The organism is Kitasatospora sp. NPDC004723, assembly GCF_040609255.1.
In the GTDB taxonomy this organism is placed as follows: domain Bacteria; phylum Actinomycetota; class Actinomycetes; order Streptomycetales; family Streptomycetaceae; genus Kitasatospora.
Window position 1 is genome coordinate 24,413 of record NZ_JBEXJT010000054.1, and the last position, 22,201, is coordinate 46,613.

The 22,201-nt window shown below is 73.2% G+C and carries 20 protein-coding genes and 1 tRNA gene; 10 read left to right on the plus strand and 11 right to left on the minus strand.

What is annotated here, in order from left to right; translation table 11 throughout:
- Positions 1-101: 101 nt before the first annotated feature.
- From ABZW10_RS33560 to ABZW10_RS33570, 3 genes are all read right to left on the minus strand, one after another.
- Positions 102-755 carry a Crp/Fnr family transcriptional regulator gene (locus ABZW10_RS33560; protein ID WP_355373745.1) on the minus strand — a complete coding sequence of 218 codons (654 nt, stop codon included), beginning with the start codon at positions 753-755 and terminating at the stop codon, positions 102-104.
- Positions 756-889: 134 nt separating this feature from the next.
- A complete protein-coding gene (locus tag ABZW10_RS33565; protein WP_355373748.1) occupies positions 890-1,420 on the minus strand; it encodes a Pycsar system effector family protein in 531 nt (176 codons plus the stop codon).
- A 119-nt stretch (positions 1,421-1,539) separates the two neighbouring features.
- Positions 1,540-2,988 carry an aldehyde dehydrogenase family protein gene (locus ABZW10_RS33570; protein WP_355373750.1) on the minus strand — a complete coding sequence of 483 codons (1,449 nt, stop codon included), beginning with the start codon at positions 2,986-2,988 and terminating at the stop codon, positions 1,540-1,542.
- A 407-nt stretch (positions 2,989-3,395) separates the two neighbouring features.
- On the opposite strand from ABZW10_RS33570, the gene ABZW10_RS33575 reads away from it, so the two are divergent.
- The 3 genes from ABZW10_RS33575 (at position 3,396) to ABZW10_RS33585 (ending at position 7,132) form a co-directional block, all read left to right on the plus strand.
- Positions 3,396-4,394 (plus strand): class I SAM-dependent methyltransferase, encoded by a 999-nt coding sequence (locus ABZW10_RS33575; protein WP_355373752.1) that lies wholly within the window; start codon positions 3,396-3,398, stop codon positions 4,392-4,394.
- Positions 4,395-4,625: 231 nt separating this feature from the next.
- A complete protein-coding gene (gene lysA, locus ABZW10_RS33580; protein WP_355373754.1) occupies positions 4,626-6,029 on the plus strand; it encodes a diaminopimelate decarboxylase in 1,404 nt (467 codons plus the stop codon).
- A gap of 167 nt (positions 6,030-6,196) precedes the next feature.
- Complete coding sequence (locus ABZW10_RS33585) at positions 6,197-7,132, plus strand: LysR substrate-binding domain-containing protein (RefSeq protein WP_355373756.1); 936 nt, start codon at positions 6,197-6,199, stop codon at positions 7,130-7,132.
- Positions 7,133-7,171: 39 nt separating this feature from the next.
- Here ABZW10_RS33585 and ABZW10_RS33590 read toward each other — a convergent pair whose 3' ends face one another.
- The 7 genes from ABZW10_RS33590 to ABZW10_RS33620 all read right to left on the minus strand — a co-directional run bounded on the left by ABZW10_RS33590 (position 7,172) and on the right by ABZW10_RS33620 (position 14,669).
- On the minus strand, positions 7,172-8,137 hold the full coding sequence (locus tag ABZW10_RS33590; RefSeq protein ID WP_355373758.1) for a serine hydrolase: 966 nt from the start codon (positions 8,135-8,137) through the stop codon (positions 7,172-7,174).
- Positions 8,134-9,828 (minus strand): amidohydrolase family protein, encoded by a 1,695-nt coding sequence (locus ABZW10_RS33595; protein WP_355373760.1) that lies wholly within the window; start codon positions 9,826-9,828, stop codon positions 8,134-8,136. Before ABZW10_RS33595 ends, ABZW10_RS33590 begins: the two co-directional genes overlap by 4 nt.
- The gene (locus ABZW10_RS33600) at positions 9,828-10,586 is read right to left on the minus strand and encodes an amino acid ABC transporter ATP-binding protein (protein WP_355373797.1); all 759 of its coding nucleotides are present in this window, start codon (positions 10,584-10,586) and stop codon (positions 9,828-9,830) included. Before ABZW10_RS33600 ends, ABZW10_RS33595 begins: the two co-directional genes overlap by 1 nt.
- 20 nt (positions 10,587-10,606) lie before the next feature.
- Entirely contained in the window at positions 10,607-11,599 is a 993-nt protein-coding gene (locus ABZW10_RS33605) for an amino acid ABC transporter permease (protein ID WP_355373763.1), read from the minus strand.
- Complete coding sequence (locus tag ABZW10_RS33610; protein ID WP_355373765.1) at positions 11,596-12,492, minus strand: ABC transporter substrate-binding protein; 897 nt, start codon at positions 12,490-12,492, stop codon at positions 11,596-11,598. The genes ABZW10_RS33605 and ABZW10_RS33610 overlap by 4 nt, the downstream gene beginning before the upstream one ends.
- A gap of 181 nt (positions 12,493-12,673) precedes the next feature.
- A complete protein-coding gene (locus ABZW10_RS33615; protein ID WP_355373768.1) occupies positions 12,674-14,335 on the minus strand; it encodes an APC family permease in 1,662 nt (553 codons plus the stop codon).
- A 246-nt stretch (positions 14,336-14,581) separates the two neighbouring features.
- Positions 14,582-14,669: transfer RNA gene (locus ABZW10_RS33620), tRNA-Leu, on the minus strand.
- A gap of 281 nt (positions 14,670-14,950) precedes the next feature.
- Between ABZW10_RS33620 and ABZW10_RS33625 the strand changes: the two genes are divergently transcribed.
- Entirely contained in the window at positions 14,951-15,463 is a 513-nt protein-coding gene (locus ABZW10_RS33625; RefSeq protein ID WP_355373771.1) for an ATP-binding protein, read from the plus strand.
- 51 nt (positions 15,464-15,514) lie between these two features.
- On the opposite strand, the gene idi is transcribed toward ABZW10_RS33625, so the two are convergent.
- Positions 15,515-16,228 carry an isopentenyl-diphosphate Delta-isomerase gene (idi, locus tag ABZW10_RS33630; protein WP_355373774.1) on the minus strand — a complete coding sequence of 238 codons (714 nt, stop codon included), beginning with the start codon at positions 16,226-16,228 and terminating at the stop codon, positions 15,515-15,517.
- Between the two features lie 363 nt (positions 16,229-16,591).
- Between idi and ABZW10_RS33635 the strand changes: the two genes are divergently transcribed.
- The 6 genes from ABZW10_RS33635 to ABZW10_RS33660 all read left to right on the plus strand — a co-directional run bounded on the left by ABZW10_RS33635 (position 16,592) and on the right by ABZW10_RS33660 (position 22,176).
- Positions 16,592-17,347, plus strand: coding sequence for a phosphocholine cytidylyltransferase family protein (locus ABZW10_RS33635; RefSeq protein WP_355373776.1), 756 nt, complete (start codon positions 16,592-16,594; stop codon positions 17,345-17,347).
- Positions 17,335-18,408, plus strand: a complete 1,074-nt coding sequence (locus tag ABZW10_RS33640) for an iron-containing alcohol dehydrogenase family protein (protein WP_355373779.1) — start codon at positions 17,335-17,337, stop codon at positions 18,406-18,408. Before ABZW10_RS33635 ends, ABZW10_RS33640 begins: the two co-directional genes overlap by 13 nt.
- Before the next feature lie 91 nt (positions 18,409-18,499).
- Entirely contained in the window at positions 18,500-19,237 is a 738-nt protein-coding gene (locus tag ABZW10_RS33645) for a CDP-alcohol phosphatidyltransferase family protein (protein WP_355373800.1), read from the plus strand.
- Positions 19,238-19,401: 164 nt separating this feature from the next.
- Entirely contained in the window at positions 19,402-20,247 is an 846-nt protein-coding gene (locus ABZW10_RS33650; RefSeq protein ID WP_355373802.1) for a glycosyltransferase, read from the plus strand.
- A gap of 152 nt (positions 20,248-20,399) precedes the next feature.
- The gene (locus tag ABZW10_RS33655) at positions 20,400-21,335 is read left to right on the plus strand and encodes an ABC transporter permease (RefSeq protein ID WP_355373782.1); all 936 of its coding nucleotides are present in this window, start codon (positions 20,400-20,402) and stop codon (positions 21,333-21,335) included.
- Positions 21,336-21,399: 64 nt separating this feature from the next.
- Positions 21,400-22,176 carry an ABC transporter ATP-binding protein gene (locus tag ABZW10_RS33660; protein WP_355373804.1) on the plus strand — a complete coding sequence of 259 codons (777 nt, stop codon included), beginning with the start codon at positions 21,400-21,402 and terminating at the stop codon, positions 22,174-22,176.
- Positions 22,177-22,201 lie beyond the last annotated feature (25 nt).

The window sequence follows — 22,201 nt, forward strand, 5'->3', positions numbered from 1 at the left end:
ATGACCCGATCATCACCGCTGACCGGGCGACCGCGCTGCCCATTGCTGGGCAGGTGGCGGGTGAGCTGTGCCACGCGGTCGGGACCGGCGGCGCTCCGGCGCTACGGAGCGGTCGCGTGGTCGTACAGCGCGGTGATGTCGGTGACGGTGATGCCGCCACTGGGCGTCGTGGTGAGCCAGCCGCGGTCACGCCATTCCTTCAACGCGTTCCCGACCGCGTTGCGCGAGGCGCCGATCAACTGGGCGAGGGCCTCCTGGCGCAGGCCGATCCGGGCCGGGGTCTCGGCGGAGGCCGTCCCCGCCAGCCTCGTCAGGAGGCAGGCGAGCCGGACCGCGACGGAACCGGTGGCCAGCTCCAGCCTGCTCTGCTCGGACTCGCGGATCCGGCCGTAGGAGTGCTGGAGCAGCGGCTGGAGGAGCCCGTGCTCGTCCACGAAGGTGCGAAACTCGTCGGCGGGGATGACGTGGACCTGGCAGGAGGTGAGGGTCCGTACGGTCGCGCTGCGCTTGATGCCCGTCAACACGGCCATCTCGCCCAGGATTTCGCCGCTCCCCCGGACGGCGATCAGCTGCTCCCGGCCGAGCGGCCCGGTCGCGGTCACCATCACTCTCCCGGCCTCCAGGAGCATCACGCAGGTGCCGGCCCGGTCCTGCCGCAGGAGCTCGCTCTGCGCGGCGCGGAAACGGACCGGTGCGAGCTCCCGGAGCGCCTCCCAGCGGTTCTCGCCGAGGGCCTCCCGATGGGACGTCGGCATCGTGGCCTCTCGATGGGACGTCGGCATCGTGGCCTCCCGTGGATGCGGGCCGGGCCCGCGCCAAGGCCGGGCCGGTTCTGCTGTCCACGGACAGCCGAGGGGGCGCGGAACGATGGTACGCGGTTGACCGGCCGTCAGTGACCGAGCCAGGAGAGGGCGATGGCCGTCGCGCCGAGGGCCAGCCCGCCGCACAGGAGGTCCACCGAGACACGAAGGAGCCGGTACTTGCGGCGGGCGAGGCGGGACAGTGCCACCAGCCTCTGCGCGTGCGAAGCGGCCAGGGCGTCGGCGTCGTGGTGCGTGGCGACCGCTTCGAGCAGCTGGTCGGGCGTGAGGCGGGCGAAGTCGAGGTAGGAGACGGCGAGGTGCTGCCCGTGCTTGAGGTGCGGCCGGACGGCGACCAGGGCCAGGCCGAGTGCGCCGGCCAGGGCGGTGACCGCGACGGCGATGACCGCGGTCGTGGTCCAGGTCAGTGGCGGCGGCGTTCCGCAGAGGGCGGCGGCGGTGGTGAGACCGGCCGCCGAGGTCGCTCCGATTCCGGCGGCCTTGGCATCGGTGCGCTGCAGCTCGCCGATGACTTCGGTGGTGGACGAGGTCAATGGGGCGGTGAGCCGGGCCACCGGTCGGTGGCCCGGTTCGGCGGGTGTGCCCGTCTGCACGTTCATCCCCTTCTGCTGAGTCCTCCGCGGGCGCGGTGGGAGCCCCAATTCTGTGGGCGCGCGACCGCGGAGGCTGCCCAGCGCGGTGCCGGCCGGGGGAGACGTGGGTCACTGCTGCTGCGGCGTCAGTACTGCAGCGACTTGTACTGCAGGAACTCCTCCAGGCCGTGCCGGCCCAGTTCGCGGCCGAGGCCGGAGTTCTTGTAACCGCCGAACGGGGCACGGGGGTTGAAGGGACCGCCGTTGAGGTGGAGCTGACCGGCGTCCAGACGGCGGGCGAAGCGGGCGGCGGTGTCGGTGTCGGCCGCCCAGACCCCGCCGGCCAGGCCGTACTCGGTGGCGTTGGCCAGTTCGGCGGCGTGGTCCTCGTCGTCGAAGGCGAGGACCGCCAGCACCGGTCCGAACACCTCCTCCCGGGCCACCGTCATGTCGGCGGTGACGTCGGCGAGCACGGTCGGGCGGACGTAGTAGCCGGTCGCGAGGCCGTCCGGGGCCTCGGCGCCGCCGGAGACCAGGCGCGCGCCCTCGGCGAGGGCGCCGGTGATGTAGCCGCGCACCCGCTCGCGCTGGCGGGCGTTGACCACCGGCCCGACCCGGGTCAGCGGGTCCGTCGGGTCGCCCGGGGCGTACTTGGCGGCGGCCTTCGCGGCGAGCGCCACCGCCTCGTCGTACTGGTCGCGGTGGACCAGCAGCCTGGTCCACGCGCTGCAGGTCTGGCCGGAGTTGGCGAAGACGTTGGCGATGTTGACGTTCACCGCGCGGGCCAGGTCGGCGCCGGGCAGCACCACGTTGGCGGACTTGCCGCCCAGTTCCAGGGACACCCGCTTGATGCCGCGCCCGGCCGTCTCGGCGACCGTGCGGCCGACCGCCGTCGAGCCGGTGAAGGACACCACGTCCACGTCCGGGTGGGCGGCCAGCGCCGCGCCGGCCACCGCGCCGGTGCCGGTCACCAGGTTGAACACCCCGGCGGGGAAGCCCGCCGCGTCGACCAGTCGGGCGAACAGCCGGGCCACCAGCGGGGTGTCCTCGGCCGGCTTGAGGACCACCGGGCAGCCGGCCGCCAGCGCGGGCACCACCTTGGCGGCGATCTGGTGCAGCGGGTAGTTCCACGGCGTGATCGCCGCGACCACCCCGGCGGGCTCGGCGTGCACCACCGAGTTGCCGATCCGCTCCTCGAACGGGTACCCGGCCAACAGCTCCAGGTAGGTCTCGGTGACCGTCAGCGGCAGCGTGGCCTGCACGGTGGTGGCGAAGCCGATCGGCACGCCCAGCTCGGCCGTCAGGGTGGCGGCGATCTCCTCCTGGTGCGCGGCCAGGCCGTCCCGCAGCCGGGTCAGCGGCACCAGCCGCTCGGCGGCGCCGGTCGCGCCCCAGGCGCGGGCCGCCCGGCGGGCCGCCGCGACGGCCGCGTCCACGTCCGCCGCCCCGCCGGCCGGGACGGTGGCGAGCAGGCGTTCGGTCGCCGGGTCGAGCACCGGGATCGACCCCTGGTCCAGGGCGGGCCGCCAGGCGCCGTCGACGTACTGATCGGTGTACTCGGCGTACCCTGCGGCCCGCTGCGTCTCGTCCGCCATGTGCTGCCCCTTCGTACCGGTTCAGATCGTTCCCGGGCCCCGCCGGTCCGCCGGACGGCCGACCGGGTCCCGGACCAGTCAACGGTGCGCCCCCGGCAGGCGCAAGGACCGGCCCTCCCGCGCCTACTCCGGTGCGGTGAAGATCGTTTCCGGTGCTGGTGACAAACCGGGTGACCCGGCGGAGTATGGACGAACCGGGCCGGTGTTTTGTGCCAGATGGTCAAGTACGCCCGCACATGGCCGGGTGACCGGAGCTCTTTCCCGCGAGTTCTCCCGAGCCGGCCCGGTGGCGAGTAGATTGCAGCCCACTCGGGCGCGCCGGACCAGGGCCGGCCGGCAGGCCGGGTCCTGTCCATGTGCCCGGAGATCCAGCCCGTGGTCGTTCGTACCGTCTTAGGAGCCGCCTCATGAACGACGCCGCACGCAGTGCCGATCAGCAGCCGGTGGAGCCGGCGGTGCTCGACGACGTCCCCGGGTGGTTCTGGGACCACGACCGCCACCTCTTCGACTGGTTCCTCGGACGGCAGGAGAAGGCGGGCGTCTCCGGGGACCTCCTGGAGATGGGCGCCTACCTCGGCCGCAGTGCGATCGTCATCGGGGCGCACCTCCAGGCGGGCGAGACCTTCACGGTCTGCGACCTCTTCGACTCGGACGCGCCGGACGATGAGAACGCCGCCGAGATGGACATGTCCTACCGCAGGACGCTGACCCGCACCGCCTTCGAGGCCAACTACCTCTCCTTCCACGACCGGCTGCCGGAGATCATCCAGGCCACCACCGCGACGCTGGCCGGCGGCCGCATCCCGCCCGGCGCCTTCCGGTTCATCCACGTCGACGCCTCGCACCTCTACGAGCACGTGGCCGGCGACCTCCAGGTGGCCAGGAACGCGCTCGCCCCGGAGGGCGTCGTGGTGCTGGACGACTACCGCTCCGCGCACACCCCGGGCGTCGCCGCCGCCACCTGGGAGGCGGTGTTCAACAACGGCCTGCGGCCGATCGTGCTGACCGACTCCAAGTTCTACGGCACCTGGGGCGACCCGGAGCCCGCCCAGCTCGACCTGCTGGCCCGCCGCGGCACCCTGCCGCAGTCCGACGTCACCAACGAGACGCTCGCCGGGCAGCGGGTGGTCCGGATCGGCGGCAGCGACGCCGGGGCCGCGCCGTTCCGGGTCTCCCGCCACCACACCCGGCTGGCCTCCGAGGCCGCGCGCCGGGAGATCGCCCGGGCCACCGAGGACGCCCTGCGCGCCGCCGAGCGCGAGCGCGACGAGGCCGTGCGCGACCTCGCCGAGCGCCGGGCCCGCGCCGCCGAGCGCCGCCGTCCGGCCAATGTCGCCAAGCGGGCGGTGGGCGACCTCCTCCCGCCGGTGGTCGCCTCCGCGATCCGCCGGGCCCGGCGCGGCTGACCGCGCCCCGTCGGCTGCCGCCTGCCGCCTGCCGCCTGCCGCCTGCCGCCTGCCGTCCGTCGGCCGCGCACCCCCGTTGCGGGGGAGCGCGGCCGACGCGCGTTCCGCCGACGCCGTGCCACCGGGCAGGAGCATCGAAGACGGTACTGCTCAGGGTCGGAAGAAAGCGCTTTTCCGACTCCTCCCACCCGGCCGAGGATGGCAGGCGAACCAGCCCGCCGGGAGGAATCCGTGTCGTCCATCTCGCCCGCCGCCCCGCCCTCCGCCGTCCCGTCGCCCGCCGACGACGGCCGCCCCACCGCCGAGCCGCCGGTCGACGCCGGACTGCTGCCGCTCACCGCCGGGACGGGCCCCGCCGGGCTCGCCGTCGGCGGGGTGGCGCTGACGGAGCTCGCCCGCCGGTTCGGCACCCCGCTCTTCGTCTACGACGAGGAGCACCTGCGCCGCCGCTGCCGGGAGGCCGTCGCCGCCTTCGGCCCGGGCAACGTCGCCTACGCCTCGAAGGCCTTCCTCTGCACCGCGATGGCCCGGCTCGCCGCCGAGGAGGGCCTGCTGCTCGACGTCGCCTCGGGCGGCGAACTGCGCACCGCCCTGCACGCCGGGGTCTCCCCGGAGCGGATCGTGCTGCACGGCAACAACAAGAGCGAGGCCGAACTGCGCACCGCGCTCACCGTCGGCCTGCGGCACGTCGTCGTCGACAGCTTCGACGAACTGGACCGGATCGAGCGCCTGGTCGCCGAGGAGGGCCTGCCGCCGGCCCGGGTCCAGCTGCGGGTGGCGCCCGGCGTCGCGGCGGGCGCCCACGAGGCGATCCGCACCGGCGGGCACGACTCCAAGTTCGGCTTCGGCCTGGCCGACGGGGCCGCCGAGGCCGCCGTCCGCCGGGCCGCCGCCTCGTCGGCCGTCCATCTGGAGGGCGTCCACGCGCACGTCGGCTCGCAGGTCCTGGACCCGGCCGAACTCGCCGACGGCGCCGCCGCCGTGGCCAGGTTCGCGGTGGATTCCGGGGTGGCCCGGCTGACGGTGGGCGGCGGACTCGGCGTGGCCTACCTGGCGGGCCAGAGCGCGCCGTCCTTCGCGGTGTGGGCGGACCGGGTCCGGGCGGCCGTCCGCGGGGCGGGCTGGACCGGGGAGTTCGGGGTCGAGCCGGGGCGCTCGATCACCGCCCGGGCCGGGCTCACCCTCTACCGGGTGGGCACGGTCAAGCGGATCGCCGGCGTCCGGACGTATGTGAGCGTCGACGGCGGGATGAGCGACAACCTGCGCCCGGCGCTCTACGGCGCGCGCTACGAGGCGTTCCTGCCGCGCTGCCCGCAGGAGCCCCGGCCGCTGCGCGCCCGCCTGGTCGGCAAGCACTGCGAGAGCGGGGACGTCATCATCGACGACGCCGCCCTCCCGGCCGGGCTGCGGATCGGCGACGTGCTCGCCACCCCGGTCACCGGCGCGTACGGGTACGCGATGGCGTCGAACTACAACAAGCTGCCGCGCCCGGCGGTGGTCTTCGTCCGGGACGGCGAGGCCCGGGTGGTGGTGCGCCGGGAGACCGAGGAGGACCTGCTCCGCCTCGACGCCGACGGCCCGGCCGACGGCCTCGCCACGCTCCCCGCCGCTTCGGCCCGGACCGCCGGCGCCTGAGCGCGGACCCGGCCGAACACGTGGACCGGTCCCCCGGAACGGGGGGACCGGTCCGCTCCTTCCCCGGTGCCGGGCGCACCGCCCGGCCCGCCGCCTCGCCCCCGCCCCGCCCCGCCCGCCGCCCCGCCCTCCGCCCCTGACCAGCCACGATGACCTACCCTGGCCCGATGCTGAACAGCGCCCGCCTGCTCGTCCTGCTGGAGATCGCCCGCCGGGGCACCATCGTGGCCGCGGCGCAGGCGCTCCACCTGAGCCCGTCCGCCGTCTCCCACCAGCTCGCCCGGCTCGAACAGGAGCTGGGCGTCGCCCTGGTCGAGCGTCAGCCGCAGTCCCTGCGGCTGACACCGGCGGGCGTCCGGCTGGCCGAGCACGCCCAGGCGATCGCCGACCTCATGGCCGTCGCCCAGGACGACCTGCGCGCCCACTCCGGGGGCACCGCGGGCGTGCTGCGCCTCGGCTTCTTCGCCTCCGCCGGCCTGGACCTGCTGCCCCGCGCGCTCACCGCGTTCTCGGCCCGCCACCCGCAGGTCGAACTCGAACTCATCATGGGCCAGCCGCACGAGCTGCTCCCCGATCTGGAGGCCGGCCGGCTGGACGCCGCCGTGGTCTTCGAGCACCCGCTCGACCCGTGGATCCGGCAGGCCGGCCGCCAGGGCGTCGCCGAGGTCGAACTCTACTTCGACGAGCCGCAGTTGGTGATCGTGCCGCTGCGCCACCGGCTCGGCCGGCGGACCCTGGTCCGGCTCGCCGAGCTCGACGGCGAGAGCTGGATCGGCACCCACGGCGGCTCGACCGGCGAGCCGGTGCTGGAGCGCGCCTGCGCCGCCGAGGGGTTCCGCCCCCGGGTGCGCTGCCGCAGCGACCACTACCAGGTGACGATCAGCCTGGCCCGGGCCGGTATGGGCGTCGCGCTGATCCCGGCGCTCGGCCTGGCCGACAGCGCCGGTGTGCACGTCTGCCGCCTGGACCACCCGCAGCTGCACCGCCGGATCGGCGTGGCCACCCGGGCCACCAACCGCAACCCCGCGGTCCGCGCCTTCCTCGGCGAACTGCGCGCGGCCGCCGGGGAGGTCCGGTCACTGCTCGAACTGCAGTGGTCCTGACCACCCCGGCGGCCGCTCACCGCCGGAGACCCCGGGGGCTCAGCCGCCCGGCTGCCGCAGCAGCGCGCAGTTCGCCGGCTCGCCGCGCTGGGCGCCCGCCGCGAGCGCCCGCCCGACCTCGCGGATGGCGTGCACCGCCGCCCGCTCCGTGCTCGGCCCGAGCGCCACGTCCCAGTGCGCGATGACCGCGTAGGCGACCCGCCGGGTGCCGATCAGCACCCCGGCGTCGGCCCGCACCCCGGTGTCGGTCCCGGTCTTGTTGGCCACCAGCAGCCCGCCGGGCAGCGAGTCGGGGAAGCACTCCGCGTAGGGGTCGTGCTGGACGAGCGCCGGCACCAGCCCGTGGTCGGTGTTGGAGCGCATCCACTCCAGCAGCCGCGCCGACGCGCCGGGCGTGACCAGCTCGCCCCGGACGGCCAGCGCGACCAGCCGGGCGAGGTCCCGGGCGGTCCCGGTGGCGAACACCGGCGGCACACCGGGCCCGCGGACGTCCCGGACCCGGTCGTGCAGGGTGAGCCGCTCCAGCCCGAGCTCCCGGGCCAGCCGCTCGGTGGCGGGCAGGCCGACCGTGCGCAGCAGCGCGTTGGTGGCCGTGTTGTCGCTGACCGAGGCGGTCAGCCAGGCCAGGTCCTCGACCGTCCAGCCGCACGCGCCCGCGCCGTCGGCACTGCCCGCGCCTCCGCCGTCGGCCGCACGCCCGCTCGCACGCCCGCGCGCGAGCCGCCGGAGCAGTCCGGTGCCCCCGGCCACGTCCTCGGCCTCGATCGGCACCACCGCGTCCGCCCGCAGCTCCCCGGTGTCCAGCCGGCGCGCGACCTCCGCGAGCAGCAGCAGCTTGGACGCGCTGGCGACCGGCAGCACCACCGTGTCGTCCACCCCGACCGCGCTGTCGCCGGTCCCGGCGGTCAGCTCCGCGTCCGCATCCACGTCCACCGCCGCGACCGCCAGGGTCAACGGCAGCGCGGCCGCCGACCGTGCGGCGGCCGCCACCTGCGCCAGGATCATCGGACCCGTACCACCTCTCCGGCCCGGGCGTCCGTCGCCCGCCCGTCGCACACCGCGACCTGCCCGGCGACCACCACGGCCGCCACGCCCTCCGGCGCCAGCAGCGGCCGCTCGAAGGTGGCCGCGTCCCGGACGGCGTCCGGGTCGAGCACCACCAGGTCGGCCACCGCGCCGTCGCGGACCACGCCGCGCCCGGCGAGCCGGAACCGCGCCGCCGGCAGCCCGGTCATCTTGTGCACCGCGTTCTCCAGCGACAGCAGCCCCTCCTCCCGGCCGTAGTGGCCGAGGACCCGGGCGAAGCTGCCCGCCCAGCGCGGGTGCGGGCGCCCGGGCTTGGGCACCCCGTCCGAGCCGATCATCGACAGCGGGCTGGCCAGCACCCGGCGGACGTCGTCCTCGCGCATCGAGTGGCTGATGATGGTCACCTCTCCCCGTGAGTCGAGCAGCAGGTCGCAGACGTAGTCGACCGGGTCGACGCCGCCCGCGGCCGCCAGGTCGGCGATCCGGTGGCCCTCCGCCGCGCGGCGGGCCGGGGCGGCGGCGACCGCGATGAGGTCCCAGCCGCCGTTGCCGACGGTGTTCTCCCAGCCGTCCACGCCGCCCGCGATGTCCGCCCGGATCCGCTCGCGCACCTCGGGACGGCCCAGCCGCTCCAGCAGCGCGCCGATCCCGCCCTCGCTGGCCCACGGCGGCAGCATCGCGTGCAGCACCGTACTGCCGGCGGTGTAGGGGTACACGTCGAGCAGGACGTCGAGGCCGTCGGCGCGGGCCTGTTCGAGCCGGGGGAGGGTGCGCAGGGTGGCGCCCCAGGCGTGCCGGCCGGCGGTCTTGTGGTGGGAGACCTGGAGCGGCGCGCCGGAGCGCTCGGCGATCTCCAGCGCCTCCTCCAGGGCCTTCTCCACCTGGGACATCTCGTCCCGCAGATGGGTGACGTACGGCTTGCCGTGGCGGGCCGCGACGCGGGCGAGCGCGACGATCTCCGCCGTGTCGGCGTAGGTGCCGGGCGGGTAGATCAGGCCGGTGGAGAGCCCGGCCGCGCCCTGGGTGAGGGCGCGGTCGAGCAGTTCGCACATCGCGGCCAGCTCCTCCGGCCGGGGCGGCCGGTCGGTGAAGCCCATCACCCCGGCGCGCAGGGTGCCGTGGCCGACCAGCGAGGCGAGGTGGTTGCGGCGCAGTTCGGGCCGCTGGGCGGCGGCGAAGGCGGCGAAGTCCTCGGCGGGGCGGACCGGGCCGAGGCCGAAGGTGACCCGCAGGTGCTCGGCCAGCTCCGGCAGCCGCTCGGGCAGGCAGGGGAACAGGCTGCTGCCGCAGTTGCCGCTGATCTCGGTGGTCACGCCCTGGAGCAGCGGGGCGAGCCGCAGCTCCTCCAGCGCGTCCCACGCGGTGTCCGCGCCGTCCGCCCGCGCGCCCTGCGTCCCCGTCCCCGATTCCGCGTCCACGCCCGGCCCGCCGACGGCGGCCAGCGCGTCGGAGTGGGTGTGCACGTCGATGAACCCGGGGGTGACGACCCGCCCGGTGGCGTCGACGACCGGCACCGGACGGCCGCCGGTGTCACCCGCCGCGCCCGCGTCCGCCCCGGGCGCCAGCACGGTGACCCGCCCGCCCGCCACCGCGAGGTCGGCCGGCCGCGCGGGTGCCCCGGTGCCGTCCACCAGCAGTCCGCCGCGCACCAGCAGTTCCACGGCCGCCATCACAGCACCGTCGCCAGGAAGGCCCGGGTGCGCTCGTGGCGCGGGGCGGTGAACACCTCGGCGGGGTGCCCGGCCTCGACGACCGCGCCCTGGTCCATGAAGACGACCCGGTCGGCGACCTCGCGGGCGAACCCCATCTCGTGGGTGACGACGATCATCGTCATGCCGCTGCGGGCCAGATCGCGCATCACGCCCAGCACCTCCCCGACGAGTTCGGGGTCGAGTGCGGAGGTCGGCTCGTCGAAGAGCATCAGGGTGGGCTCCATGGCCAGCGCCCGGGCGATGGCGACCCGCTGCTGCTGGCCGCCGGAGAGCTGGCCGGGATAGTGGTCGGCGCGGTCGTCGAGGCCGACCCGGCGCAGCAGCTCACGGGCCTGCCGCTCGGCCTCGGCCCGGCCGCGTCCCTGGACGGCGACCGGTCCCTCCATCACGTTCTGCACCGCCGTGCGGTGCGGGAAGAGGTGGAAGCGCTGGAACACCATGCCGATCCGCTCGCGCTGGCGCTGGATGTCCTTGGGCCGCCGCTCGCGCAGGACGCCGCCGGAGCCGGCCGGCTCGTAGCCGATCAGCTCGCCGTTGACGGCGATCCGCCCGGCGTCGATCTTCTCCAGGTGGTTGAAGCAGCGCAGCAGGGTGGACTTGCCGGAGCCGGAGGGCCCGATCACGCAGAGCACCTCCCCGGACCGCACTTCCAGGTCGATCCCGCGCAGCACCTCCAGCTCGCCGAAGTGCTTCCGCACCCCGCGCGCCGAGAGGATCACCTCGTCCGTGGCCACCGTCACTTCGCCGCCCCCTTCTTCTTGACGTCGGTCTTCCTCGCACCGGGCCGCAGATTGCGCAGCACCCGCTGCCCCAGCCCCGGGCGCGCCGTCTGCGCGCCGGGACTGAACTTCCGCTCCACGGCGTGCTGCGCGACGCTCGCGATGGTGGTCAGCACCAGGTACCAGATCGACGCCACCACCAGCAGCGCGATGACCTCGAAGTTCGCCAGGTACAGGTGCTGGGAGACCGTCATCAGGTCGGCTCCCGCGATGACCGAGACCAGCGAGGTGGTCTTCAGCATCGAGATGAACTGGTTCCCGAACGGCGGGATGATCACCCGCATGGCCTGCGGCAGCACCACCCGGACCAGGATCTGCCGGTTGGACATGCCCAGGGCCGCCGCGGCCTCCCGCTGCCCGGGGTCGACGCTCTGGATGCCGGCCCGGACGATCTCCGACATGTAGGCGCCCTCGTTGATCGACAGGCCCAGCAGCGCCGCGACGAACCCGGTGATCAGCGCGTTCGTCTGCCAGCTGATCAGCTTCGGCCCGTCGAACGGGATCCCGATGCTGATCTCCGGGAACAGCAGCGCGAGGTTGAACCAGAAGATCAGCTGCACCAGCAGCGGCGTCCCGCGGAAGAACCAGGTGTACGCGCCGGCCGTGGTCCGCAGCACCGGGCTGTCCGAGAGCTGCATCACCGCCGCCGCCACACCGATCACGATGCCGGCCACCTGCGAGATGAGGGTCAGCTGGACGGTGACCCACAGGCCGTCCAGGATCACCCCGTCGAACTGGTACTTCGCGATGACGTCCCAGTGCAGGTTGGGGTTCACGATGATCGTGTACGCCAGCCAGACCGCGGCGAACGCCGCCGCCAGCACGGCCACCCACCGCCCGGGCCGGGGCCGCCCGGTGACCCGCAGCTCCAGGTCGTCGTCCTCGATCGCCTTCGCCGCCGGGGCGGTCGCGGTGGCGCCTCTCGTGCCCTCGCCCGTCACCGTGCTCACTGCCCGACCGTGTTGAGGGTGGCCTTGGTGACGGCGCTGCCGCCGACCTCGTACTTGTCGAGCACCGTGCGGTACTCACCGGAGTCGATCAGCTCCTGGAGCGCCCGCTGCACCGCGTCGCGCAGCCCGCTCTCCTTCTTCGCCACCGCGATGCCCCAGGGCGCGGTCCCGTACTGCTCGGGCAGCACCTGGTACGCGGTGTTCTTCTGCGCGAACATCTGCGCGACCGGGTAGTCCACGATGGTGGCGACGGCCCGCCCGCTGTCCAGCTGCAGCAGTCCGGTGGGCGCGTCCTCGCTCTGCGAGATGGTCATCTTCTGCGCGCACTTGGCGTTCTGCTGCTCGCCGATCTCCAGGTTGGAGCTGCCCTTGGCGAGCACCACCTGCTTGCCGCAGAGGTCCTCCAGCGACTTGATGCCCTGGGGGTTGTCCTTGGCGGTCATGACCACCCCGCCGGTGCGGAAGTAGTCGACGAAGTCGACGGCCTGGCGGCGCTGCTCGCTGTCGGTCATCGAGGACATCACCAGGTCGAAGCGGCCGGCCTGGAGGCCCGGGATCAGCCCGTCGAACGAGGCGTTGGTCATCTCCAGCTTCAGCCCGAGCTTCGCCGCGAGCGCCGCGGCGAGGTCCGGGTCGACCCCGGTCAGCTCGGTGGTGCCCGGCTTGTACATCTCCATCGGCGGGTAGCCCACGGCGGTCGCCACTCTGAGCACGCCGGCCTGCTTGAACGTGCCGGGCAGCAGCTCGGCGGAGCTCTTCCCGGCGGTGTCGGCGGCCCCGCCGGCCGCACCGGGTGCGGCGGCGGAACCCTGATCGGAACGCCCGCAGGCGGTGGCGGCGAGGGCCACCAGTGCCAGCGCGGCCAGACAACGCAGGGGACGGGGGCGGTTCATCGGCATCTCCCTCAGGCGGTGACGGTCCGCCGATGCTGGCAGCCGCCCCCAACTGAATGGAAGATGATGAAACTATTGCCCCCTGACCAACGAAATACGTACGCCTGCCCCCCCTGCCCCGAACCTGCGAAAGCGCCGACCGGACATCGCCCGGTCGGCGCTTTCGCAGGTGGGAGGGGTCTCAGACCCGGGAGGCCGTGCCGGTTTCCGGCGCGCGGGGCGCCTGGTCGGCGGCGCCGTCGGTTTCCGTCAGCTCGCGCTTGACGGCGGCCAGCGAGGGGTTGGCCCAGGCGCTGCGCACGCCCCAGGCGTAGAAGACCAGGGCGATCGCGGCGACGAACAGGAGGTCCCAGCCCTCCGGCAGGTAGCCGTGGCCGCCGAAGTCGGCGGAGCCGGCCCAGGAGACGCCGGCCATCACGAACAGGTAGGCGATCATCCAGGCGCCCGCCTTGAGGTGCGGCTTGAGCTCGGCGAACGGCTTGCGCAGCTCGTACCAGGCCCAGATCGGCAGGCCGGCGGCCATCAGCAGGATGACCTTGCCGGTCAGCGGCCAGCGGGCCCAGTAGAGCACCAGCGAGCCGAAGATCATGGCGACCGGGGCGATCACCGGCATCGCGCGCAGCCGGACCGGGCGCGGCAGCTCGGGCGCCAGGCGGCGCAGCGCCATCACGGCGACCGGGCCGGTGATGTACGAGATCACGGTGGCCACCGAGACGATCTCGGCGAGCGAGCCCCAGCCGCGGAAGACCGCGAGGAAGCCGAAGGCGACGACCAGGTTGAGCACCAGCGCCGGGCGCGGGATGCCGGTCCGGGGGTCGACCCTGCCGAAGACGGACGGCAGGTGGCCGTTCTCCTGGACGCCGTGGATCATCCGGGAGGTGGTGGCGGCGTAGATCATGCCGGTGCCACTGGGGGAGACGAAGGCGTCCGCGTAGAGCAGCAGTGCGAGCCAGTTCAGGCCCCAGGCGACGGCCAGGTCGGCGAGCGGCGAGGTGTAGCCGAGGCCGCTCCAGCCGTTGGCCAGGTCCGCGGTCGGCACGGCGCCGAGGAAGGCGATCTGCAGTGCGACGTAGATCACCAGGGCGATCAGGATCGAGCCGATCACCGCCTTGGGCAGCGACTTGCCGGGGTCGCGGGCCTCGCCGGCCAGGTTGAGCGGGGACTGGAAGCCGTTGAACGCCCAGACGATGCCGGAGACGGCCACCGCGGTGAACACCGCGCTCCAGCCGTTCGGGGCGAAGCCGCCGTGGTCGGTGAAGTGCTTGGTGTCGAAGTGCGCGAGCAGCAGCGCGCCGGCGGTGACCGTCGGGACGACGATCTTGAACACCGTGATCGCGGTGTTGGTCTTGGCGAACAGCGTGATCGCGAACCAGTTCAGCGCGAAGTACACCAGCAGCAGCACGCTCGCCAGCGCCACACCGCTGACCGACAGCTCCCGCCCGTCGTACAGGCCCTTGGCCCAGTCGAAGTCCCAGGAGCTCATGTACTGCACCGAGGCGGTCGCCTCACCGGGGATGACCGAGACGATGGCGATCCAGTTGGCCCAGGCGGCCAGGTACCCGGCCAGCGAGCCGTGCGAGTACTGCCCGTACCGGACCATGCCGCCGGCCTTGGGGAACATCGACCCCAGCTCGCTGTAGGTGAGCGCGATGGTCAGGGCGACGGCCGCCCCGATCACCCAGGCGACGATCGACGCCGGCCCGGCCAGCCGCGCCGCCCGCTCGGCCCCGAAGAGCCAGCCGGATCCGATGATCGACCCCAGGCCCACGGCGGTGAGGCTGATGGTGCCGAGCGAACGGCGGTAGTGCTGATGGGATGCCGTCGTCGACTCGGGGTCACTCACCGTATCGGTCCTCTGTCTCATCGTGCCATTTGGTCTTCCGGACAAACGGAGACAGCCTAGGCGGCCAAATCGGGCGAAACCTCAGATGACCCTCAAATGCGGCACAAAACACCCGATCGTTGTCATCTCGTGTCCGAACCATCGTGCCGTGGGGGCGGGTCGCGGAAGGGTTGGCGACAGGCGGTGCGAAAGGGTGAAAAAAGAAATTCCCCGTGGGATCTCTTTCGAGTTCCCACGGGGAATCCATGGTGTCCGAGGGGGGACTTGAACCCCCACGCCCGATAAAGGGCACTAGCACCTCAAGCTAGCGCGTCTGCCATTCCGCCACCCGGACGGGGTGTGTGCTTCGGGGGATTTCTGCTCGCCCCCTCGGCGACAGAGAGAACATTACCAGGGTTTCGGAGTGCTTCTCACCTGCGTTTCCCCGGTGGGGATGGTGGGGGGCCGTGGGATGGATCGCAGGTGTGCGCGAAGCGGTGGTTCGTCGGTGGTAAACGGTCGAGTTGCGGATGGTGAACGGTCGGGAACGGGCAGGGGTGGTCCGACACGGGCAACTTGTCGACGGTGCCCCGGCCGCCGGGGCGGCTCTCCTAGCCTCTGTGGACCGAGGGCGCCATGAGCGGAACGCCTGATTCCCGGGTCGCGGACGAAGGGCGGCTGGACGTGGAGCGGATCAGCGAGGAAGAGGCGGCGGCGCGGGGCGGGCCCGCCGAGGGGGTGTGGCGGTTCACCGTGCCCGCCGAGCAGGCCTCGGTGCCGCGCACCCGGCACGCGGTGCGCGACCGGCTGCTGGCCCAGGGCCTGGCGGAGGTCCGCTACCAGGAGCTGGTGGACGACCTGCTGCTGATCGTCTCGGAGCTGGTCGGCAACGCGGTGACCCACGCCGCCGAGCTGTCGCCGGAGGTGACCACCGAGGTGGCGGTGCGGGACGGCTGGGTACGGGTCTCCGTCGAGGACGGCGACCCGTACCGGCCGAAGGCCCTGGCGGCCGACACCGGGCGCACCGGCGGGCGGGGGCTGCTGCTGGTGAAGAGCGTGACGCTGCAGGCCGGCGGGGTCTGCGACGTCGAGAAGTCGGGGGAGGGCGGCAAGGTCATCTGGGCCTCGCTGCCGCTCCCCCGGAGCTGACGGCCGGAGCCGCTGTCGGAGCGGGCGGCGCCGGACGGTCTCCCGGGCGGTCTACCAGGCGTTCCCGGCGATCTCGCGGATCCCCGGCAGGGCGGCCTCGAACACGGTCCGGAACCACACCGAGAACGGTCGCTCCGCCTCCAGCGCGCGCAGCTCCTCGGCGGTCACGAAGGCGTAGTCGTCCACCTCCTCGGGCGCCGGCCGCACCGGCCCGGTGACCAGGCCCACGAACAGGTGGTTCCACTCCCGCTCGATCAGCCCGGACGCCTCGTCCGGCAGGTCGTAGCGGACCGTGCCCGCCTCGCACAGCAGCGCCGGGGCGACGCCCAGCTCCTCCGCGGTCCGCCGGGCGGCGGCCACGAAGGGCAGCTCGTCGGGGTAGGGGTGGCCGCAGCAGGTGTTCGACCAGACGCCGGGGGAGTGGTACTTGCCGAGCGCCCGGCGCTGGAGCAGCATCCGGCCCTGCCGGTCGAAGAGGAACACCGAGAAGGCCCGGTGCAGCCGGCCGGGCTGCTGGTGGGCCCAGAGCTTCTCGGCGGTGCCGATCGTCACGCCCTCGTCGTCGACCAGCTCCAGCAGGATCTCCTGCTGGGCGCCGGAGGGCCGCGCGCCGCTGTCCACGTCCGTCTCGACGTCGAGGCCGGTGTCGAGGCCGGTGTCGATTCCGGTGTCCACGCCGGAGTCGAGCGGCCCGTCGGCGTCGGCACCGGGGCCGGTCCGCGGGTCGAGGTGGGTCGGGCGGTCGGTCGGCAGGCTCTGGGGCATGAGGCCTCTTTCGGCAGCTTCGGGAGCACTTCGGGAGCACGGGGAGCAACCACGGCTCGCACCGGTGGCGTCGCGCCCCAGTCTGCCGTACGGGTGGCACCACGCCGAGGTCCGACGCACAACCGGGCGGGAAGGGGACGCCCGGTGGCCGGGGAGCGGCGCCGCATTAGCAGAGTTGTTCGGAATGTGTTCGATCTGTGTTCGACGCTCCGGCCGCGTTCGGGCTGGTCGCCGTGGTCGCCTACCATCACATAGGACACCGCGGCCGCATCTCGGCGGCCCCGGCGCGCCATCGCCGGTCACCCGGAGACTCCCGGTAGCCGCGCGCGGCCGCGCACCGCACGACGGATCAGGAGACCTCGCATGATCGGCCTCGTTCTGGCAGCCGGCGCCGGCCGCCGACTGCGCCCGTACACCGACACGCTGCCCAAGGCGCTGGTGCCGGTCGACGGGGAGCGGACCGTTCTGGACCTCACCCTCGGCAACTTCGCCGAGGTCGGCCTGCGCGAGGCGGCGATCGTCGTCGGCTACCGCAAGGAGGCGGTGGAGGAGCGCAAGGACGCTCTGGAGCGGAAGTACGGCGTCAAGCTCACCCTGGTCGAGAACGACAAGGCCGAGGAGTGGAACAACGCGTACTCGCTCTGGTGCGCCCGCGACCTCTTCACCGAGGGCCTGCTGCTCGCCAACGGCGACACCGTCCACCCGGTCTCCGTCCAGCGCACCATGCTGGAGGGCAGCGCCCGGCTGGCCGCCGAGGGGCGCGAGCCCGGCATCCTGCTCGCCCTCGACACGGTGAAGCGGCTCGCCGACGAGGAGATGAAGGTGGTCGTGCACCCGACCGCCGGCATGCGCCGCATCACCAAGCTGATGGACCCGGCCGAGGCCACCGGCGAGTACATCGGCGTCACCGTGATCAACCCGTCCGCCGCCGCCGACCTCGCCGACGCGCTGCGCGCCACCTACGAGCGCGACCCGCAGCTGTACTACGAGGACGGCTACCAGGAGATGGTCGACCGCGGCCTGCGGATCGACGTCCAGCCGATCGGCGAGGTCTCCTGGGTCGAGGTCGACAACCACGACGACCTGGCGAAGGCGCGGGAGATCGCGTGCCAGTACTGACCCGGCTGGTGCCGTCGCCGGTCTTCGTGGAGATCCGCCCGGGCGCCCTGGACGCGCTCGGCGGCATCCTCGCCGACCAGCGGCTGTCCGCCTCGGGCCGGATCGCGGTGGCGATCAGCAACGGCTCGGGCTCGGTGCTGCGCGCCCGGCTGGAGCCGGCGCTGCCCGGCGCCGACTGGTACAGCGTCGAGGACGGCAGCCTCGACAGCGCGGTCCGGCTGGCGGACGAGATCCGCGGCGGCGTGCACGGCGGCCACTACGACACCGTCGTCGCCCTGGGCGGCGGCAAGATCATCGACGTCGCCAAGTACGCCGCCGCGCGGATCGGCCTGCCGCTGGTCTCCGTCCCGACCAACCTGGCCCACGACGGCATCTGTTCGCCGGTCTCCACCCTGGACAACGTCGGCGGGCGCGGCTCCTACGGGGTGCCCAGCCCGATCGGCATCGTGATCGACCTGGACGTGATCCTGGGCGCCCCGCCGCGCTTCGTCGCGGCCGGCATCGGCGACATCGTCTCCAACATCTCGGCCTGCGCCGACTGGGAGCTGTCGCACGCCGAGACCGGCGAACCGGTGGACGGACTGGCCGTCGCGATGGCCCGCTCGGCGGGCGAGAACCTGCTGCGGCACCCGGGCAACCTCCAGGACCGGGGCTTCCTGACGGCCCTCGCGGAGGCACTGGTACTCTCCGGCATCGCGATGAACATCGCCGGCAGCACCCGGCCCTCGTCCGGCGCCTGCCACGAGATCTCGCATGCCCTGGACGTGCTGTACCCCAAGCGGTCCGCCCAGCACGGCGAGCAGGTCGGCCTCGGTGCCGCCTTCGCCAGCTTCCTGCGGGGCGAGCGCGAGCTGGCCGGCCTGATCGTGGAGCGCCTGGCGCACCACGGACTGCCGGTGACCGCCGCTCAGATCGGCTTCACCGAGGCGGAGTTCACCGAGGCTGTGCACTACGCTCCGAACACCCGGCCGGGCCGCTTCACCATCCTCGAGCACCTCGACCTCTCCCCCTCCGCAATCAGGGACGCGTACGCCGACTATGTCCAAGCCGTCAACAGCTGACCGCTCCGCCGCGGGGGCCGTGCCACCGCCGGTGGACCTGACCCGCCGGCCCTCGATCGAGGAACTGCGCGCGGTGATCCACCCGGAGGGCATGCTCCAGCGCCGGAGCGCCGAGCACTGGGCCGGACGGCTCTACATGCGGAGGATCTCGCTGCGGATCACCCGGGTGCTGTCCACCGTGACGGCGATCACGCCCAACGGCCTGACGTACCTGATGATGGTCACCGGCATCCTGGCGGGCGCCGCGCTGGTCGTCCCGGGCATCGCCGGCGCGGTGCTGGCGGCGCTGCTGATCCAGGTGTACCTGCTGCTGGACTGCGTGGACGGCGAGGTGGCCCGCTGGCGCCGGCAGACCTCGCTCACCGGCGTCTACCTGGACCGGGTCGGCCACTACATGTCCGAGGCGGCGCTGCTGACCGGCCTCGGCCTGCGCGGCACCGACCTGCTCCACCGCGAGGGCGCCGCCGCGCACTGGGAGTGGGCCTTCCTCGGCACGCTGGCCGCGCTCGGCGCGATCCTGATCAAGTCGGAGACCGACCTGGTCGACGTCGCCCGTGCCCGCAGCGGCCTGACGGCGGTCGAGGACAGCGCCTCGGTGCCGCGCTCGGCCGGCGTCGCCAGGGCCCGCCGGGCCGCCTCGCTCCTCAAGTTCCACCGGCTGGTCGGCGCGGTCGAGGCCTCGCTGTTCATCCTGGCCGCGGGCGTCGCCGACGTCCTCCACGGGGGCCTGTTCTTCACCCGGGTCGCGGTGGTCGTGCTGGCCGCGATCGCCATGCTGCAGACCGTGCTGCACCTGCTGAGCATCGTCCTGTCGAGCAGGCTCCGGTGACCGATGCGACGGGGAGCGACGTGAAGGGGAGTGACGTGACGGGGAGTGACGTGAAGGGGAGCGACGTGACGGCCACCGGAACGACCGGGAGCACCGCGCCGGGCGGCACCGCGGGCGGCACGGCCGGCGCCGACGCCTTCCGGCTCGGCGCGGTGATCATCACCATGGGCAACCGCCCGGACGAGCTGATCGCCCTGATCGACTCCGTCCGCGCCCAGCAGGGGCCGGCCGTCGAGCTGGCCGTGGTCGCCAACGGCGCCCCGATGCCCCCGCTGCCGGAGGGCGTGCGCGCCGTCGAGCTGCCCGAGAACCTCGGCATCCCGGGCGGGCGCAACGTCGGCATCGAGCTGTTCGGCCGCAACGGCCGGGAGGTCGACGCGGTGCTGTTCCTGGACGACGACGGCCGGCTGCCCGGCACCGACGCGGCCCGCCTGCTGCGCGAGGCCTTCACCGCCGACCCGGAGCTCGGCATCGTGAGCTTCCGGATCGCCGACCCGGACACCGGTGTCACCCAGCGCCGGCACGTGCCCCGGCTGCGCGCCAGCGACCCGCTGCGCTCCTCCCGGGTGACCACCTTCCTGGGCGGCGCGAGCGCGGTGCGGTGCGCCGTGTTCGAGAACGCCGGCCAGCTGCCCGGCGAGTTCTTCTACGCGCACGAGGAGACCGACCTCGCCTGGCGCGCGCTGGACGCCGGCTGGGCCATCGACTATCGCGCCGACGTGGTGCTGCACCACCCCACCACCTCGCCCGCCCGGCACGCCACGTACTTCCACAACGTGGCCCGGAACAGGGTCTGGCTCGCGAGGCGGAACCTTCCGGCCCTGTTGGTGCCTCTATACCTGGGAACCTGGTTCCTGCTCACGCTGGCCCGTCGGCCCTCCCCGGAGGCCCTCAAGGCCTGGCTGGGCGGGTTCAAGGCGGGCTGGCGCGAACCCTGCGGTGCGCGGCGGCCCATGCGATGGCGTACCGTGTGGCGCCTGACCCGGCTGGGCCGGCCGCCGGTCATCTGATCCGTCCGACGACCGTACGGTAGGACGGTCGTCATGGCCGGTGCCCACGTACCGGCCGCACTCCCCCCGATATCCGAGTGGATCCCCCTCGGGGCAGGCCGGCGGACCCCCGCCGACCGGTTCGCCCCGACGATCCCGCGCGAAGGACGAATGTGTCGACAGTGAGTGAACCCGTCAGCCTCTCCGCCCCGAGGGGGGCGGACGCGGGCCTGACCCCCAAGCAGCTTGCGGACAAGTACGGTCTGACGGTGAGCGGCAGACGGCCCGGCCTGTTCGCCTACAGCAAGCAGCTCTGGGCCCGCCGTCACTTCATCTGGGCCTTCGCCACCGCGCGCCTGGTGGCCCAGTACACCGACGCCAAGCTCGGCCAGGTCTGGCAGGTCGTGACGCCGCTGCTGAACTGCGCGGTGTTCTACCTGGTCTTCGGCGAGATCCTGAAGAACAAGGACGACAACCCGTACTACGTCGCCTGGCTCTGCATCGGCGTCTTCATCTTCCAGTTCACCCAGAACGCCGTGCAGTCCGGCACCCGGGCGATCTCGGACAACCTCGGGCTGATCCGGGCGCTGCACTTCCCGCGCGCCTCGCTGCCGGTCGCGTTCACCGTGATCCAGCTCCAGCAGCTGCTGATCTCGATGGTCGTGCTGTTCGCCGTGGTCCTGATGAACGGCATCGAACCCGGCCGCACCTGGATCCTGGTCGTGCCCGCGCTGGTGCTGCAGTCGATGTTCAACACCGGCGTCGCCCTGATCTTCGCCCGGATAGGCGCCAAGACCAGCGACATCTCCCAGCTGATCCCGTTCGCGATGCGCGCCTGGCTGTTCCTGTCCGGCGTCATGTACAGCATCTCGGACAAGATCAAGGAGTGGCCGCCGTTCTGGCAGAAGGTGATGGAGCTCAACCCGGCCTCGGTCTACATCGACCTGGTCCGCCACGCGCTCGCGCCGATCATCTACAACAAGCACGAGAAGGTCTTCCTGGAGTTCCCGGCGCACCAGTGGAAGTACGGGATCGCCTGGGGTGTGGGCATGCTGGTCATCGGATACGTCTTCTTCTGGAAGGCTGAGGAGGAGTACGGCCGTGGCTGACACCGACGTGCGCGGGACCGACGACCTGCGCAAGGACCTCAAGGACGCCCGTCCGCGCCGCAAGGTGTTCGACGCCGACGTGGCCCGCGACCCCACCGTCGTCGTCGACGACGTGCACATCGTCTACCGGGTGCACGGCGCCGGCTCCGGGAAGGGCAGCGCCACCTCGGCAATGAGCCGGATCATCAGCCGCAAGCGCGGCTCCGGCGTGCGCGAGGTGCACGCGGTCAAGGGCGTCAGCTTCACCGCGTACAAGGGCGAGGCGATCGGCCTGATCGGCTCCAACGGCTCCGGCAAGTCCACCATGCTGGCGGCCATCGCCGGCCTGCTGCCGACCGAGAAGGGCGGCATCTACACCAACGGCCAGCCCTCGCTGCTCGGCGTCAACGCCGCGCTGATGAACGAGCTGACCGGTGAGCGCAACGTCGTCCTCGGCTGTCTCGCCATGGGCATGTCGCCGGCCGACGTGAAGCGCCGCTACCAGGAGATCGTCGACTTCTCGGGCATCAACGAGAAGGGCGACTTCATCTCGCTGCCGATGCGCACCTACTCCTCCGGCATGGGCGCCCGCCTGCGCTTCGCCATCGCCGCCGCGAAGACCCACGACGTGCTGCTCATCGACGAGGCGCTGGCCACCGGTGACCAGGCCTTCCAGGCCCGCAGCAAGAAGCGGATCGAGGAGCTGCGCGAGCAGGCCGGTACGGTCTTCCTGGTCAGCCACGACAACGCGTCGATCCGCGAGACCTGCGAGCGGACCATCTGGATCGAGGCCGGCGAGCTCGTCATGGACGGGCCGACCGAGGAGGTCGTCCGCCGCTACGAGCGCGGCGAGCGTCCCTGACGGCGGACCGGACCGCGCAGGACCC

Coding starts and splice junctions, on each gene's coding strand:
- ABZW10_RS33560 (WP_355373745.1), bottom strand. CDS start 755: ATGCCGACGTCCCATCGGGAGGCCCTCGGCGAGAACCGCTGGGAGGCG.
- ABZW10_RS33565 (WP_355373748.1), bottom strand. CDS start 1,420: ATGAACGTGCAGACGGGCACACCCGCCGAACCGGGCCACCGACCGGTG.
- ABZW10_RS33570 (WP_355373750.1), bottom strand. CDS start 2,988: ATGGCGGACGAGACGCAGCGGGCCGCAGGGTACGCCGAGTACACCGAT.
- ABZW10_RS33575 (WP_355373752.1), top strand. CDS start 3,396: ATGAACGACGCCGCACGCAGTGCCGATCAGCAGCCGGTGGAGCCGGCG.
- ABZW10_RS33585 (WP_355373756.1), top strand. CDS start 6,197: ATGCTGAACAGCGCCCGCCTGCTCGTCCTGCTGGAGATCGCCCGCCGG.
- ABZW10_RS33590 (WP_355373758.1), bottom strand. CDS start 8,137: ATGATCCTGGCGCAGGTGGCGGCCGCCGCACGGTCGGCGGCCGCGCTG.
- ABZW10_RS33595 (WP_355373760.1), bottom strand. CDS start 9,828: ATGGCGGCCGTGGAACTGCTGGTGCGCGGCGGACTGCTGGTGGACGGC.
- ABZW10_RS33610 (WP_355373765.1), bottom strand. CDS start 12,492: ATGAACCGCCCCCGTCCCCTGCGTTGTCTGGCCGCGCTGGCACTGGTG.
- ABZW10_RS33625 (WP_355373771.1), top strand. CDS start 14,951: ATGAGCGGAACGCCTGATTCCCGGGTCGCGGACGAAGGGCGGCTGGAC.
- idi (WP_355373774.1), bottom strand. CDS start 16,228: ATGCCCCAGAGCCTGCCGACCGACCGCCCGACCCACCTCGACCCGCGG.
- ABZW10_RS33635 (WP_355373776.1), top strand. CDS start 16,592: ATGATCGGCCTCGTTCTGGCAGCCGGCGCCGGCCGCCGACTGCGCCCG.
- ABZW10_RS33645 (WP_355373800.1), top strand. CDS start 18,500: ATGCTCCAGCGCCGGAGCGCCGAGCACTGGGCCGGACGGCTCTACATG.
- ABZW10_RS33650 (WP_355373802.1), top strand. CDS start 19,402: ATGGGCAACCGCCCGGACGAGCTGATCGCCCTGATCGACTCCGTCCGC.